Origin of the sequence: Hyphomonas sp., from assembly GCF_046313735.1 — a bacterium.
Lineage (GTDB): Bacteria > Pseudomonadota > Alphaproteobacteria > Caulobacterales > Hyphomonadaceae > Hyphomonas.
Map to the genome: position 1 here is coordinate 35,878 of NZ_JBKBXW010000023.1, position 15,209 is coordinate 51,086.

The 15,209-nt window shown below is 66.9% G+C and carries 11 protein-coding genes; 4 read left to right on the forward strand and 7 right to left on the reverse strand.

Annotated elements, in window-relative coordinates; genetic code table 11:
* Window positions 1-3: 3 nt before the first annotated feature.
* From ACK4SV_RS12080 to bchF, 7 genes are read right to left on the reverse strand one after another with little or no spacing between them, the layout of a single operon-like run.
* Complete coding sequence (locus ACK4SV_RS12080) at window positions 4-1,437, reverse strand: BCD family MFS transporter (protein WP_409918086.1); 1,434 nt, start codon at window positions 1,435-1,437, stop codon at window positions 4-6.
* Window positions 1,434-2,129, reverse strand: coding sequence for a magnesium protoporphyrin IX methyltransferase (bchM, locus tag ACK4SV_RS12085; RefSeq protein WP_409918087.1), 696 nt, complete (start codon window positions 2,127-2,129; stop codon window positions 1,434-1,436). The genes ACK4SV_RS12080 and bchM overlap by 4 nt, the downstream gene beginning before the upstream one ends.
* Window positions 2,129-3,028: a ferredoxin:protochlorophyllide reductase (ATP-dependent) iron-sulfur ATP-binding protein gene (gene bchL, locus ACK4SV_RS12090; RefSeq protein WP_409918088.1), complete on the reverse strand. Its 900-nt coding sequence runs from the start codon at window positions 3,026-3,028 to the stop codon at window positions 2,129-2,131. Before bchL ends, bchM begins: the two co-directional genes overlap by 1 nt.
* Window positions 3,025-6,756 carry a magnesium chelatase subunit H gene (locus tag ACK4SV_RS12095; protein WP_409918089.1) on the reverse strand — a complete coding sequence of 1,244 codons (3,732 nt, stop codon included), beginning with the start codon at window positions 6,754-6,756 and terminating at the stop codon, window positions 3,025-3,027. The genes bchL and ACK4SV_RS12095 overlap by 4 nt, the downstream gene beginning before the upstream one ends.
* Window positions 6,746-8,281: a ferredoxin:protochlorophyllide reductase (ATP-dependent) subunit B gene (gene bchB, locus ACK4SV_RS12100; RefSeq protein ID WP_409918090.1), complete on the reverse strand. Its 1,536-nt coding sequence runs from the start codon at window positions 8,279-8,281 to the stop codon at window positions 6,746-6,748. The genes ACK4SV_RS12095 and bchB overlap by 11 nt, the downstream gene beginning before the upstream one ends.
* Entirely contained in the window at window positions 8,281-9,573 is a 1,293-nt protein-coding gene (locus tag ACK4SV_RS12105; RefSeq protein ID WP_409918091.1) for a ferredoxin:protochlorophyllide reductase (ATP-dependent) subunit N, read from the reverse strand. Before ACK4SV_RS12105 ends, bchB begins: the two co-directional genes overlap by 1 nt.
* Window positions 9,570-10,070 carry a 2-vinyl bacteriochlorophyllide hydratase gene (gene bchF / locus ACK4SV_RS12110; protein WP_409918092.1) on the reverse strand — a complete coding sequence of 167 codons (501 nt, stop codon included), beginning with the start codon at window positions 10,068-10,070 and terminating at the stop codon, window positions 9,570-9,572. The genes ACK4SV_RS12105 and bchF overlap by 4 nt, the downstream gene beginning before the upstream one ends.
* 425 nt (window positions 10,071-10,495) lie before the next feature.
* On the opposite strand from bchF, the gene ACK4SV_RS12115 reads away from it, so the two are divergent.
* The 4 genes from ACK4SV_RS12115 to ACK4SV_RS12130 all read left to right on the forward strand — a co-directional run bounded on the left by ACK4SV_RS12115 (window position 10,496) and on the right by ACK4SV_RS12130 (window position 15,204).
* On the forward strand, window positions 10,496-11,383 hold the full coding sequence (locus ACK4SV_RS12115) for a B12-binding domain-containing protein (protein ID WP_409918093.1): 888 nt from the start codon (window positions 10,496-10,498) through the stop codon (window positions 11,381-11,383).
* A gap of 49 nt (window positions 11,384-11,432) precedes the next feature.
* Window positions 11,433-12,869, forward strand: coding sequence for a transcriptional regulator PpsR (gene ppsR / locus ACK4SV_RS12120; RefSeq protein ID WP_409918094.1), 1,437 nt, complete (start codon window positions 11,433-11,435; stop codon window positions 12,867-12,869).
* Window positions 12,870-12,934: 65 nt separating this feature from the next.
* Window positions 12,935-13,843: a chlorophyll synthase ChlG gene (gene chlG, locus ACK4SV_RS12125; protein WP_409918095.1), complete on the forward strand. Its 909-nt coding sequence runs from the start codon at window positions 12,935-12,937 to the stop codon at window positions 13,841-13,843.
* A complete protein-coding gene (locus ACK4SV_RS12130) occupies window positions 13,840-15,204 on the forward strand; it encodes a BCD family MFS transporter (RefSeq protein ID WP_409918096.1) in 1,365 nt (454 codons plus the stop codon). The genes chlG and ACK4SV_RS12130 overlap by 4 nt, the downstream gene beginning before the upstream one ends.
* Window positions 15,205-15,209 lie beyond the last annotated feature (5 nt).

The window sequence follows — 15,209 nt, forward strand, 5'->3', positions numbered from 1 at the left end:
AGGTCAGCCTGGATATGCTGCCAGACCGAACTTTGTGGCTTGGGGGTGGGTAGTAGCGAGAGAGTGACGGGCGAGCGGCCCGATCACAGCGAGTGTTGCGAAGAGCAGGAGGATTTCGAGACTATACACGGTGGTGTAGCCTGCGGCGGGGCCGGAAAAGGCCGGGCCGAGATGGCCGGCTTCGCCGAAGCGGGAGACGATGTCGCGCAGCGCGCCGCCGACAGCGACCGCGATGCCGGTGGCCGTAGCCGTAACCGCGCCCCAGGCGCCGAGGGCGATGCCGCCATCATGGCGCCGGGCAATGGCCATCATGGCCGTCAGTGTACCGACGGAAAAGAGGCCGCCGCCGAAACCGATGAGGAAGGTGCCCAGGAGGAAGGCGGGCAGGAAGCCGGCCGGGTGGGCGAGGATGATGAGGGCGAAGGCAGCGGCGCCGGCGACCGCGCCGATGCCGGCGAGGCGGTGGGGCTCCCCGCCCCGGCTGAGCTGGCGCGAGCAGAGGGCAAAGCCGAGAAGCGCGCCGAAGGCCCAGAGCGCGGTGAGGCGCGTGGTGGCCGAGACGCTGAGGCCGAGCATTTCGGCGCCATAGGGTTCGAGCAGCACATCCTGCATACTGAAGGCGGCGACGCCGAGACCGGAAGCGGCGAGCAGCCGGCCGGTCGGCCCGTCGGCCATCAGGCGGCGCCAGGTGTCGCGGAAGGCCGGGCGGGCGCGGGCGGGATCGGTCAGGGCGCGGTTGCGCGTTTCCTGTTTCCACAGGGCGATGAGGTTCAGCGCCATCGTGACGACAGCGGCGCCCTGGATCACCTGGATCAGGGTCATCGTGTTGAAGTCGCGCAGCAGCCAGCCGAAGACGATGGACGAGACGAGCATCCCGGCGAGCAGCATGATGTAGAGGAGCGCGACGACGCGGGGGCGGGTGTCGTCGGTGGCGAGGTCGCTGGCGAGGGCGAGGCCGGCGGTCTGGGTGATGTGGATACCGGCGCCGACGAAGAGGAAGGCGAGCGCGGCGCCTGCCGGGCCGATCCAGGCGGGGCCGGTCGTGTCGCCCGAGAGCAGGATCAGCGCGAAGGGCATCATCGCGAGGCCGCCGAACTGGAACATCGAGCCGAACCAGATATACGGGCCGCGGCGCCATCCGAGGACGGACCTGTGCATATCGGACTTGTGGCCGATGAGGGCACGCAGCGGCGCAAAGACGAGCGGCAGGGCCACCATCAGCGCGACGAGCCAGGCGGGAACGCCCAGCTCCACGATCATCACGCGGTTCAGCGTGCCCGTGAGCAGGACCATCGCCATGCCGACCGAGACCTGGAAGAGCGACAGGCGCAGGAGCCGGCCGAGCGGGAGCGTGTCGCTCGCCGCATCGGCAAAAGGCAGGAAGCGCGTGCCGACCGTCATCCAGATTTCGGCGAAGCTGCGAGGGCGCTGGCTCATCTGCGCACGACCTCCATCGCTTCGGAGAAGTAGAAGCCGGAATGGACGCGGCGCGTGCGCGCGACATGGAAGGCGCCGTCTGTCAGCGCCTCGATGCGGCGGGCAAGGCTGGGGCCGGAGACCGGTATGATGGCGGGGGCGCGGTCTGCGCGGGGGAAGAGCTTGCCTGCGGCGTGCATCGTGCTGAGGAGCGCGGTGCGCGGGGCGTGGGTGACGATGAGGGAGCGGCGGATGCGCGGAAGGATGCGCGCGAGCATCGCGGCCATGTCGGCCTCTTCATAATGGATGATGGAATCCATCGCGACGCCGTGGTCGAAGACGCCGAGTTCGTCAGCGGTCATGTCGCCGACGCGCCAGGTGATGCGGGAAATCAGGGCGGGATCGGTAAGGCGCTCGGCGGCGATCTCGACCAGCGGGCCGGCAATGTCGATGGCGAGGACTTCGGCGCCCCGCCGGGCGGCGGCGATCGCGAAAGTGCCCGTGCCGCAGCCGGCATCGAGGATGCGGCGGCTGGAGAGGTCCTCCGGCAGCCAGGACAGGATCGTGTCGTGCATGTTGGCGCGGCCCGCCCGAACGGCCGCGCGGATGCCGCTGACCGGGGCGGACGAGGTGAGCGCGTCCCAGGCCCCTGCGGCGGTGTCGCCGAAATAGGCCTGCAGCTCTGCCCGGCGGTTGTGGTAGGCCGCTTCCATCAATCGAACCCCAGGAAATCGAAGATCTCGCGGTCCTTCATCGGGACGGCGTCGACGGGATCGCTGCCGAGCCAGAGAGCGGCGGCGAGGCGGAGGTATTCTTCCTGCACGGCGGTCAGCTCCGGCGAGGATTCCATCTCGAAGATGGTCGACTTCTTCAGGCGCGAGCGGCGGATGACGTCGAGGTCGGGGAAATGCGCGATGCGCTTCATGCCGGTGGCGTCGCAATAGCGGTCGATCTCGTCGGTGGCTTTCGAGCGGTTGGCGATGACGCCGCCGAGGCGGACGGCATAGTTCTGGGACTTGGCGCGGACGGCGGCCATGATGCGGTTCATCGCGAAGATGGAGTCGAAATCATTCGCCGTGACGATCAGGCCGCGCTCGGCATGCTGGAGGGGCGAGGCGAAGCCGCCGCAGACGACATCGCCGAGCACGTCGAAGATGACGACATCGCTGTCCTCGAGCAGGCGGTGTTCCTTGAGGAGCTTGACGGTCTGGCCGACGACATAGCCGCCGCAGCCCGTGCCGGCGGGCGGGCCACCGGCCTCGACGCACATCACGCCATTATAGCCCTCGAAGACGAAATCTTCCGTGCGCAGTTCTTCGGAGTGGAACTCGACCGATTCCAGCACGTCGATGACGGTGGGCATCAGGCGCTTGGTGAGCGTGAAGGTGGAATCGTGCTTCGGGTCGCAGCCGATCTGGAGGACGCGCTTGCCGATCTTGGAGAAGGCAGCGGAGAGGTTTGACGAGGTGGTCGACTTGCCGATGCCGCCCTTGCCATAGACGGCGAAGACCTTGGCGGTGCCAGCATCGAAGCGGGCGTCCAGCTTGACCTGGACACTTCCCTCGCCATCAGGCTGGCGGGCGCCGGGGCGATTGAGGGCGAGTGTCGTCATGCGGCAGCTCCTTGCAGCGGGGTGACGCCTTCGAGGCGGTCTTCGATCTCGGCGCTGGCAGCATGCAGCGCAGCGAGGGTTTCGGGGTCCGGCGTCCAGTAGCGGCGCTCGGAAGCCTCGATGAGGCGGCCGGCGACCTTGGCGGTGGCGGCGGGATTGAGGTCCATCAGGCGCTGGCGGAGCGCCGCATCGAGGACGAAGGTTTCCGTCATTTCCTGGTAGACCCAGGGGGCGACCTGGCCGGTCGTGGCCGACCAGCCCATCGTGTTGGTGATCTGGCTTTCGATCTGGCGCACGCCTTCATAGCCGTGGCGCAGCATCCCCTCATACCATTTGGGATTGAGGGTGCGGGTGCGGGTTTCGAGGGCCACCTGTTCCGACAGGGTGCGGACGATGCCGTCGCCGCGTGTCTGGTCGCCGATATAGACCGCCGGTCCCTGCCCGCGGACCTTTGCGGCCGCGCGGGTGATGCCGCCGAGGGTGTCGAAATAATGGTCGATGGTCGTCAGGCCCGTCTCGACCGATTCGAGGTTCTGGTAGGCGATCTCCACATCCGCCAGGAGGCTCGCGAGGATGACCGGCTGGGCCGTGGGCCGCCCATCAACTCCGTAGGCGAAGCATTTGCGGCGGGAGAAGGCGTCGCCGAGTTCGTCTTCCTCGTTCCACGCGCCGGAAGCGACGAGCATGTTGACGTTGGCGCCGTAGGCCCCTTCGGCATTCGAGAAGACGCGCAGGGCGGCGGTGGCGAGGTCCACGCCGTGCTTGTCCCGGCAGGCGAGCGCATGGGCGCGGACGAAGTTCATCTCCGCGGGTTCATCGGCGCTGGCGGCGGCGAGCGCGGCGGCGGCGAGCATCTTCACCTGCAGCGGCAGGAGATCGCGGAAGATGCCAGACAGCGTGACCATCACATCAATGCGCGGGCGGCCGAGCAGCGACAGGGGCACAAGGTCTGCGCCTGCAAGGCGGCCATAGGAGTCGAAACGCGGGGCGGCGCCCATCAGGGCCATCGCCTGCGCGATCTGGGCGCCTTCGCTCTTCAGATTGTCGGTGCCCCAGAGGACGATGGCCATGGCCTGCGGGAAAGCGCCGGTGTCGGCGAGGTGGCGGGCAATGACGCGCTCGGCCTGGCGGCGGCCATCGGCGAGGGCATAGGCGCTCGGCAGGCGGAACGGGTCGAAGCCATGGATGTTGCGGCCTGCGGGCAGGATATCCGGCGCGCGGATCAGGTCGCCGCCGGGCACGGGCGGGGTGTAGCCGGCATCGAGGGCATGAATGAGGGCCGCGAGTTCATGGTCGCCGGTGATGAGCTGGCGGGCGCGGGCGAGGCGCTGGAGCGCGGGCAGCGCGGCCTCGAGGCCGAGACGGCGCGCGATGATCGCTGGGGTCTGGCCTTCGGCGAGCGCGAGGATTGCAGCGTGCGGCAGGGCGGCTTCGCCCTCTTCCGGCGGCATGGCCGCGAGGAGGCCGGCGAGATCCTCATTGGACGGAGGGGTTCCGGCAATATGAAGGCCGCTGGGGATGAGGCTTGATTCGAGCTCGGCGAGGCGGGCGCGGATGACGTCGATCCGGGCTTCGGGGCCGCCGGCATGGTCGGGGGGCGAGAGGTCGAGTTCGGCGGCGAGGCCTTCGATGAGGGCGGCGAGGTCAGCCCGCTCGGCGGCCTGGTCCGGGCCGAGGCTGCGCCAGCGGCCGATGGTGGCCGAGAGATCCGCGAGGCCTTTGTAGAGACCCGCTTCTGTCACCGGCGGGGTGAGGTAGCTGACCGTGGTTGCATTGCCGCGGCGCTTGGCGATGGCGGCTTCGGACGGGTTGTTGGCGGCGTAGAAATAGATGTTCGGCAGGTCGCCGATCAGATGATCGGGCCAGCAATCGCCGGAGAGGCCGGCCTGCTTGCCGGGCATGAATTCGAGGGCGCCATGCGTGCCGAAATGCAGGACGGCGTCGGCGCTGAAGCTCTCGCGCAGCCAGGTGTAGTAGGCGGCGAAGGCATGGGTCGGCGCGAAGGACTTCTCGAACAGGAGCCGCATCGGGTCGCCCTCATAGCCGAAGCCCGGCTGGAGGCCGACGAAGACATTGCCGAACTCTGCGCCCAGCACGAAGAGCGAGCGGCCATCCGTGAGCTGACGGCCGGGCGCCGGGCCCCACTGGGCTTCGATGGCCTTGAGGCGCGGGGCGCGGCGGACATGTTCGGCGACCGGCACGAGGGCAGCGACGTTGGCTTCAGTGCCATAGCGCTCGCGGTTGCCTTCCAGCAGCGCGGCCTTGAGGGCTTCGACGCTTTCCGGCACGTCCGCGCCGTAGCCTTCAGCGGCGAGGCGCTTCAGCAGGTTGTGCAGCGATTCGAACACGGCGAGGTGGGCCGCGCTGCCGGCGGCGCCGGAATTGGGCGGGAAATTGAACAGGGTGACGGCAAGGCGGCGGCTGGCGCGCGCGCTGCGGCGCAGGCGGATCAGCTTGTCAACGCGGGCGGCGAGGGTTTCAGCCCGTTCCGGGCAGGCGCGCATCCGGCGGGCATCCTCCGTGAACTTGCAATTGCGCGAACAGCCGGTGCATTCGGTGCCATGATCGGCGCGCCCGCCGATGACGATGGAGCCGGTGGCGCCGTCAAGCTCCGGCAGGGCGACCATCATGGTGGCTTCGACAGGCGTCAGGCCGCGCTCGTTCGCACCCCAGTCTGACAGGGACTGGAATTCGGAGGCGAGCGCACAGATGTAGGGCACGCCGAGGCTGGTGAGCATTTCCACCGCGCCGTCTGCATCGTTGAAGGCGGGGCCGCCGACGAGGGAGAAGCCGGTCAGCGAGACGAGGGCGTCGATCGCCGGGCGCTCGCCCTTCATGAAATAGCGCCGGATGGCGGCGCGCGCATCAAGGCCGCTGGCGAAGGCGGGGATGACGCGCAGGCCTTTTGCCTCCAGCGCGGCGATCACGCCGTCATAATGGCCGGTGTCGCCCGCCGTGATGTAGGAGCGCATGACGAGCAGGCCGACGGTGGGCTGGCCGGCAGGGCTCTTTGGCAGCGCCTCGGCCCGGTCGGTGACCTGCGGGGACATCTGCGGGTGGTAGAGCCCGGTCTCGGGATATTCTTCCGGGGGCTGAGGGCTGAGCGTGCCGCGAAGATGGGCGCGCGGGCCAGCGGCGTAGCGGTCGATCAGGAATTTCACCGCATTGACGATGTTCGTTTCCGAGCCCGCCAGCCAGTATTGCATGGTGAGGAAATAGGCGCGGACATCCTGGGCGACGCCGGGCACGAAGCGGAGGATCTTCGGCAGTCGGCGCAGGGTGCGCATCTGCTTCTCGCCGGCCTTTGCCTTGTCGCCGGAACCGCGCAGGCGTTTCATCAGCGCGATGGGGCCGCTGGCGGGCTTCGACATGTCGAACCGGTCGAGCCGGGTGAGCTGGACAACTTCGGAGGCGGACATGCAGCCGACGATGGCATCACAGCTGTCGCGGCGCGCTTCGAGGGCGGGCAGGACGGCGCGGATATGGTCCTCGAGGAAGAGCATCGAGGCGATGATGAAGTCGGCCTTGCCGATATCGGTGCGGGCCGCTTCGAGCCGGCCGGGGGTGCGGTCCCATTCAGACGCCGCATGGAAGTTCAGCTTCAGGCCCGGCAGCACCTTGCGCAGCTTTGCGCCAGCCGAATCGATCGCGGTGCCGAGATGGGAATCCAGCGAGAGGATGACCACACGGATTTCAGCCGGATCGGAGCGGGCGGCTTTAGCGGCCATAGCGGGCCTTTGCGTCATAGAGAGTTTCGAGGGTGATGGTTTCGAGGTGCTGGTCGCGGGCGAAGGCTTCCGTGTTGCGCCGGGCCTTGCCGCGCACGAAGAAGGGAATCTTTTTGAGCTCGTTCTCGGCCTCGGGCATCCAGTGGAGCCCCTCGCCGGCTTCGGCGGCGGGGGCTGTTTCCAGCTGGGCCACTGCCCCGTGGCCGCCGAGATGGGAGGCGCCGGCCTCGTCATGGAATTCGAAATCCTCGCGGAACATGCCGAGGAGGTGTTCTTCGAGGCCCATCAGAAGCGGATGGACCCATGTGTCGAAGAGGACATTGGCGCCCTCAAAGCCCATCTGCGGGGCGTAGCGCGCGGGGAAATCCTGCACGTGCACCGGCGCAGAAATGACCGCACACGGAATGCCGAGGCGCTTGGCGATGTGGCGTTCCATCTGCGTGCCGAGGATCAGCTCTGGCTGGGCTGCGGCGATGGCGGCTTCGACTTCGAGATAATCTTCAGTGATCAGCGGCTCGACGCCGTATTTCGCTGCGGCCTCGCGCAGGGGCCGGGCATATTCGCGGTTGTAGCAGCCAAGGCCGGCGACGGTGAAGGCAAGCTCCTCGGAAGCCACGCGGGCCGCTGCGATGGCATGGGTCGCGTCGCCGAAGATGAAGACGCGCTTGCCAGTTAGGTAGTTGGAATCGACCGAGCGCGACCACCAGGGAAGATTGCTCTGATAATCCGACAGGTCCGGCATGGCGACGCCGGCGAGTTCGCAGACTTCGGCGACGAAATCCATCGTCGCGCCGACGCCGATGGGCACGGTGCGCGTGTAGCGCTGGCCGAACTGTTTCTCGAGATAGCGGGCGGCGGCCTCGGCGATCTCGGGATAAAGCACGACGTTGAAGTCTGCCGCCGGCAGGCGGGTAAGGTCTGTCGGGGTGGCACCGAGCGGGGCGATGACGTTCACGCCAATGCCGCAATGGGCCAGAAGACCGGTGATCTCGCGCACATCATCGCGGTGGCGGAAGCCGAGCGCGGTGGGCCCGAGGATGTTGCAGACCGGGCGCGCGAGGCGGCCCGTGTTCGGGCGCCGCTCCGGCGCGGCGAGGCCGCGCACGAGGCGGTAGAAGGTTTCCGAGGCGCCCCAGTTTTCCTTCTTGGAGTAAGACGGAAGCTCCAGCGGGATCACCGGGATGCCGAGGTCCATCGTTTTTGCAAGGCCGCCCGGATCATCCTGGATCAGCTCGGCGGTGCAGGACGCGCCGACAATGATCGCTTCGGGCTGGAAGCGTTCGGCAGCGTCAGTGAGGGCGCGGATAAAGATTTCGGCGGTGTCCGAGCCGAGGTCGCGGGCCTCGAAGGTGGTGTAGGTGACGGGCGGGCGCTTGCCGCGCCGCTCGATCATCGTGAAGAGAAGGTCCGCATACGTATCGCCCTGCGGGGCGTGGAGCACGTAATGCAACCCCTCCATCGCGGTGGCAATGCGCATGGCGCCGATATGGGGCGGGCCTTCATAGGTCCAGACGGTGAGCTGCATCAGACAGCGAGCCTCCGCTTGCGCAGGACGGGACGGGCAAAAAGCTCAGCGAGATCGCCGGCCTGCTCGTATCCGTGGATGGGGGTGAAAACGAGTTCGATGGACCATTTGGTCGTCAGGCCCTCCTGCTCCAGCGGATTGGCAAGACCGAGGCCGCAGAGGGAAATGTCCGGCCGTTCGGCGCGGCAGCGGTCCAGCTGGCGGTCGACATCCTGGCCTTCGCTGAGGCGGACATCGGGGCCGAGGAGCGCGAGCTCCGGCGCCATGTGCTGGCTGTGGAGATAGGGCGTGCCGATTTCGAGGAGGTCCATACCCAGCTCGCGCGAGAGGAAACGGGCGAGCGGCACTTCGAGCTGGGAATCCGGGAAGCAGAAGAGCGACTTGCCGGTGAGCTGTTCGCGGTAGCGCTGGAGGGCCCGGGTGGCGCGGGCGCGCGGCATGTCGGTGGCGGAAGCGAAGGCGGCGGGCGAGATGCCGAAGGCGTCGGCGGCGGCCTTCAGCCAGGCGGTCGTGCCCTCGGCGCCGAGCGGGAACGGAGCGGGCAGATGGCGCGCGCCGCGGGCTTCGAGCGCACGGGCGGTATCGCGCAGCCAGGGCTGGGCGAGGAGGAACCGGGTGTTCGGGCCCACCGCTGGCATCGCATTGGCGCGCCGGCCCGGCAGGAAGCTGACGCGGCGAATGCCGATCTGCTCGAACAGGCGGGCGAACTGGTCTTCGGCGACATCGGAGAGCGTTCCGACGACCATCAGGGAGGGATCGGCGGCGCTGTCTTCCGGCAGTTCCGGGACGAGCGCGGTGAGGCAGGAATCTTCGCCCTGGGTAAAGGTCGTCTCGATGCCGCTGCCGGTATAGTTCAGGACCCGGACATTCGGTGAGAGCTCGCCGGAGAGGCGCTCTGCCGCGCGGCCGAGGTCGAGCTTGATGACTTCAGAAGGGCACGAGCCGACGAGGAAAAGGAGCTTGATCTCCGGGCGGCGCTCGATAAGGCGCAGGACCGTGCGGCGCAGCTCGTCATTCATGTCGGCCATGCCGGCGAGGTCGCGTTCCTCGATGATGGCAGTGGCGAATCGCGGTTCGGCAAAGATCATGACGCCGGCAGCCGACTGCATGAGATGCGCGCAGGTGCGCGAGCCAACGATCAGGAAGAAGGCGTCCTGGATCTTGCGGTGGAGCCACATGATCGAGGTGAGGCCGCAGAACACCTCCCGCTGCCCGCGCTCCCGGAGGATTCCGCCCGGCTGGGCTGTGGCCGGCCGGCTGTCATCCTTCACGCGGGGGAGAAGTGTGGTCATGCGGACGCCTCCTGAAGCGGGGATGATTCGAGGCGGGCCATGCGCAGCTTCCAGAGGAACTGGGCGGCGTTGAGGACGTAGACAGCGTACCCGGCGAGCGCGACGGCCAGCTGCGATTCGGGCGAGCCGAGCTTGCCGACGAGCATGACGAGATAGGCCGTGTGCAGAGCGATCACGATCATTGAGACCGCATCTTCCCAGAAGAAGGCAGGCGCGAAGAGGTGCTGGCCGAAGACATCCTTCTCCCAGATCGCGCCGGTGATCATGATGGCGTAGAGGCAGAAGGTTTTCAGCACGATGGAGGCGGTCGCGAGGCCAAGCCCGTCACCGGTGGCGAAATAGCGGATCACCAGAACCAGGCTGACGAGGAAGACCACGAACTGCAGCGGCGCGAGGATGCCCTGCACCAGGGTCCAGGGAGATGCGTCGCGGCGCCGGCGCTGGTCCGGCGTGTAAAGCGGCTGCTTCTCCCCTTGGATGATGGGCCGTCCTGACATGCGGTTTACCGCTTTGCTCCCATTCGTTTCCTGACAGGCAGGATAGCTGCGAGGGGCAAAGTGTCAATGTAGATTTACGTCTAATGTAATTTACAAAACTAGACTTGCGAGTGTAAGGCTTGGATGAATACAACCATCGGGGTTGGCGTCCGCGTAAAAGCTGTGCTAACTTGCCGCATAAGCCAGCTTCCGGCCGCCCGCGACCTTGTTTGACGTCTGCGCGGGCCAGTGCCCGGAGGCCCGTTCTCCCGACAGCGCGGCCAGAAGGCTGCCCTGCCTGACTGGAATAGTGCCTGGACCTTCCCGGTCTGCGGCACAGGTAGCGTGATATAGCCTCCGGATATGGTGCCGGCGGTGGTTTGAGGGATCAGGGGTCCGGCCTGTAATGGCAGGCGGACACCAAATCCGCTTGCAGGGAGGCAGCGGTGTCATTCGAGGCAGACAGGGACCGGAACATCTCGTCCGAAGGCAATGAGGCGGCGCGCCACCTCGCTGCGGTTCTCAATTTCTGGACCCTGCAACAGCCCCCTGACGCCGCCCCGCGCAATGCCGACTGGATTTTCGCCGCGATCGAGACCGAGATCGTGCCGCGCCTGGTATTGGCGAGCGAACCGGTGGCGATGCGCAAGATGCCGGTTGCGGACACACCGGCGGATGTGACCGAGGCGGAGCGTTCCGCCTTCCTCAAAAGCCTGCTGAATGACAGCGCGATTGATGCTCAGGCGCAGGCGCAAAGCATTGTCGGGCGGGGTGTTCCGCTGGAATCAGTGTTCGTGGACCTGCTGGCCTGGTCCGCCCGGCGGCTGGGCGAATACTGGGAAGAAGACCTGTGCAGCTTTACCGACGTGACCATCGGACTGTGCCGGCTGCACGAGACCATGCACCATCTGCAGTCAGCCGAGACCCGGCCCGCGCCCCGGCGCACGGCTGGCGAGCGGCGCATCCTGATCGGCAATGCGCCGGGCGAGCAGCACGTCTTCGGGGCCGTCATGGTCGCAGAATTCTTCCGGCGCGATGGCTGGACCGTTTACTGCGAACCGGGCTCCGGCCCGGATGCGCTCTGCCGCCTCGCAGGCGAACAGGAATTCGACGTGATCGGATTGTCAGCCTCCACTGATTCGGCGCGCGCCGAACTCGTCAGCCTGATCGGCAACCTACGCGCCGCATCGCGCAATGCGGATGTCCGGGTGATGGCAGGCGGGCCGGTTTTCGCCGAAAATCAGGCGCTGGCGGCGGAAATCGGGGCAGACTTGATTGCGAACGATGGCCGCACGGCCCCCGAACTCGCAAGGAATATGTTGGCAATGCCATAGGTTGACTGCTAGGGGCGTACGGTCGGGGGCCCTTAAATCTGGAACAGACATGGACGCTTCTTCCAATCCGAAGTCTTCGCATCTGGCGTTCCGCAACGCAGAAGCCAACTTTTCGGGACTGGATCCGAAGACGATTGCTGCCCTGGTCGAAAGCGCGGCCGACATCGCCCTGGTGATCGAGGACGGCAAGGTGCGGGACATCTCCATCGCCTCGGACGAACTCAGCAAGTCGGGATTTGGCAGCGGCTGGGTCGGCAAGCCCTGGATCGACACGGTCTCGCCCGAAAGCCGGGCCAAGATCGAAGCCCTGCTGACACGCACAGGGCCGGACAATCCCCCCCGCGCGCGGCAGGTGAACCATCCTTCGGGCGCCCTGCGGGATGTGCCGGTCGCCTACCGGACCGTGCATGTGGACGGCAAGGGCGGCGTGATTGCGCTCGGCCGGGACCTTCGGGCGGCGTCGGAACTGCAGCAGCGGCTGATCAAGGCCCAGCAGGATCTGGAGCGCGATTACGCGATGATGCGCCAGGCCGAGGCCCGCTACAAGGTCATCTTCGAAGCGGTGAGCGAGCCCCTGCTGATCGTGGACGGCGATACGCTGCGGGTCGACGCGGCAAACCCCGCTGCATCGGAAGAGCTGGGCCTTCCGTTTGACAGCCTTGCCGGATCGGATCTTGCGGACCTGTTTGCGCCGGGCGCGCTGCGGCCTCTGGAACGGCTGGCGGCATCCGCCATCGCGCAGGGCCGCGCAGGACCGGACACTATTCCGGGCAAGGAAATTCAGGGAAAGGCCGGACAGAGCTTTGCCCTGACCGCCAGCACATTCGGGCAAGGCAAGGACCTGCGCCTCATCCTTCGCCTGAATGGCGGACGCAGCGGGCAAGCGGCCGCGCGCACCTCGCAGCCTCTGCTGCTGGCGCTCGAGAACCTGCCCGACGGGCTGGTGATTGCGGACCGCGACCTGCGGATCGTGACCGCAAACCGCGCCTTTGCCGAGATCGTGCATGTTTCAAACCCTGCAGCGCTGGCCGGGGCACGCCTCGCCGATTTCATCGGCCGGTCGCAGACCGATCTCAACGTGCTCCTCTCCGCGATCCGGACGAATGGCGCCGCGCGCAATTTCGCCACCGTGCTGCATGACCGGTTTGGCGCAGAGGAAGACGTCGAAATCTCCGGCGTGGTCACCGAGGATGCGGCGGGCGCGCTTTATGGCTTCTCGATCCGCAATGTGGCGCGCCGGATGAGCGCTGATCCTCCGATCTCGGAGGAATTGCCGCGCTCGGTCGAGCATCTGACCAATCTGGTCGGGCGGATGCCGCTGAAGGATATCGTGCGCGATTCCACAGCGCTGATCGAGCGGCTGTGTATCGAGGCGGCGCTGCGCCTGACCGATGACAACCGCGCTTCGGCCGCCGAGATTCTCGGGCTGAGCCGTCAGGGCCTCTATTCGAAGCTCAACCGCTTCGGATTTGAGGACAAGGAATAGCGATTTCACCCGCGCTTTACGTCAATTTGGATTGACACTTTCATCTGTCAATCCTAGCGTCAGGCATGATCCAGACGCCCGCACCCGCCGCGTCCCGCGGCCTGCCTGAGCCTTCGGCGGTTCTCGAACTTTTCAAGCCGGTCACATGGTTTGCTGCGATGTGGGCGTTCATGTGCGGAGCGGTGTCGAGCGGCCAGCCTTTCATTGGAAACTGGCATCTTGTGCTCGGCGGAATGCTGCTCGCCGGGCCGATGGTGTGCGCCTCCAGCCAGGCAGTGAATGACTGGTACGACCGGCATGTCGATGCGATCAACGAGCCGAACCGTCCTATTCCTTCCGGGCGGATTCCCGGGCAGTGGGGGCTTTACCTTGCGATCCTGTGGTCCGGGCTCTCGTTATTGCTCGGGCTGGCGCTTGGCTTCTGGGCATTCTGTGCGACGCTGGCGGCGGTGTTCCTCGCCTGGGCCTACAGCGCGCCGCCGCTGCGGCTGAAGCTGAATGGCTGGTGGGGCAATGCGGCGGTCGGCTTTTCCTATGAGGGCATTGCCTGGCTGACCGGGGCGGCGGTGATGCTCGGCGCGTTGCCGAATGGGCTGATCTTCTTCCTCGCGATTGCCTATTCCATCGGCGCGCATGGCATCATGACGCTGAACGACTTCAAATCCATCGAGGGCGACACAAAGATGGGCGTGCGCTCCCTGCCCGTCCAGCTGGGCCCGGACCGGGCGGCGCGGCTTGCGTGCATCGTGATGGCCCTGCCGCAGATGGCGGTCATCCTGATGCTGATCATTATCGGCAAGCCGCTGCACGCGGCCGGCGTGCTTGCCTTGCTGGGGGCGCAGGTCTGGCTGATGAGGCCCCTGCTGGCCGATCCGCGCGCCAAGGCGATCTGGTACAGCGCGACGGGCGTGACCCTTTATGTGCTCGGTATGCTGATTTCTGCCTTTGCGGTCGCCCCCTGGAGCGCGGCATGAGCGGCGCAGCACGCGGCGCGGGCTTTGGCTGGGCGGGCATCGTCCGGCTTGGCCTCGTCCAGACCGCGCTGGGCGCAATCATCATCCTGATGACATCCACACTGAACCGAGTGATGGTCGTAGAGTTGGGCCTTGTGGCCGCGATCCCCGGCCTGCTTGTGGGCCTGCATTACGCCGTGCAGATGTCGCGGCCGCGCTGGGGCTATGGCGCCGATACCGGAGGCAAGCGCACGCCCTGGATTCTAGGCGGGATGACCGTGCTGGCGGCAGGGGCGATCCTGGCGGCAGCCTCGGCGGCATTGATGACCGCGTCGCTCGTGCCGGGGCTGATCCTGGCCATGGCCGCCTTCACGCTGATCGGCGCAGGTGCGGGAGCGGCGGGCACGAACCTCCTGGCGCTGCTGGCGATCCGCACCGAGCCTTCGCGCAAGGCGGCGGCTGCGGCAATCGTCTGGATCATGATGATATTCGGCTTTGTGCTGACGGCCGGCATTGGCGGGCAGCTGCTGAAGCCTTTCACCTTCGAGCGGCTGATCCTGGTGACGGCGGGGGTGAGCCTGATCGCGGTCACGCTGGCGGCGCTGGCGCTTTACCGGCTCGAAGGCGCTGCGAGCGCGGCGCCAGCACAGGCCGCGCCGAAGCCCGAGCCCGGCGCCTTCAAGGCGGCTATCCTGGAAATCTGGGGCGAGACCCAGGCGCGCCGGTTCACAGTTTTCGTGTTCGTGTCGATGCTGGCTTACAGCGCGCAGGACCTGATCATGGAGCCTTTCGCGGGCATCGTTTATGGCTACAGCGTGGGCGCCTCAACCCAGCTGGCAGGCGTGCAGAACATGGGCACACTGGCGGGTATGCTGGTGACGGCGCTCGTCTGTACCCTGATCGGAAAATCGCGCGCCGGATTCATGCGGGCATGGACCGTGGGCGGATGTATTGCTTCGGCGACAGCGCTGATCACGCTGGCCGCCGGTACGCGGGCGTTCGGGTCTGACTGGGCACTGGTTCCGAATGTGCTGGCGCTGGGAGCAGCGAACGGCGCCTTTGCGGTTGCTGCCATCGGATCGATGATGACGCTGGCAAGTTCGGGCCGCGCTTCGCGCGAGGGTACGCGGATGGGCCTGTGGGGCGCATCGCAGGCGATTGCCTTCGGGCTCGGCGGATTGCTGGGCGCGGTGGCGGCCGACGCTGCGCGCTTTGCGCTCGCCGATCCGACCACGGCCTTTGCGCTGGTATTTGCAGCCGAAGGCGCGCTGTTCCTGATCGCGGCAGGGCTGGCCCTGCATGTCGGGCGGTCGGAAGCAGATGACCGGCGCCTGCCGGTGCTTCCGGCGGGAGAATTCGCAGCCGCAGAGCGAAGGGAGTGAAGACG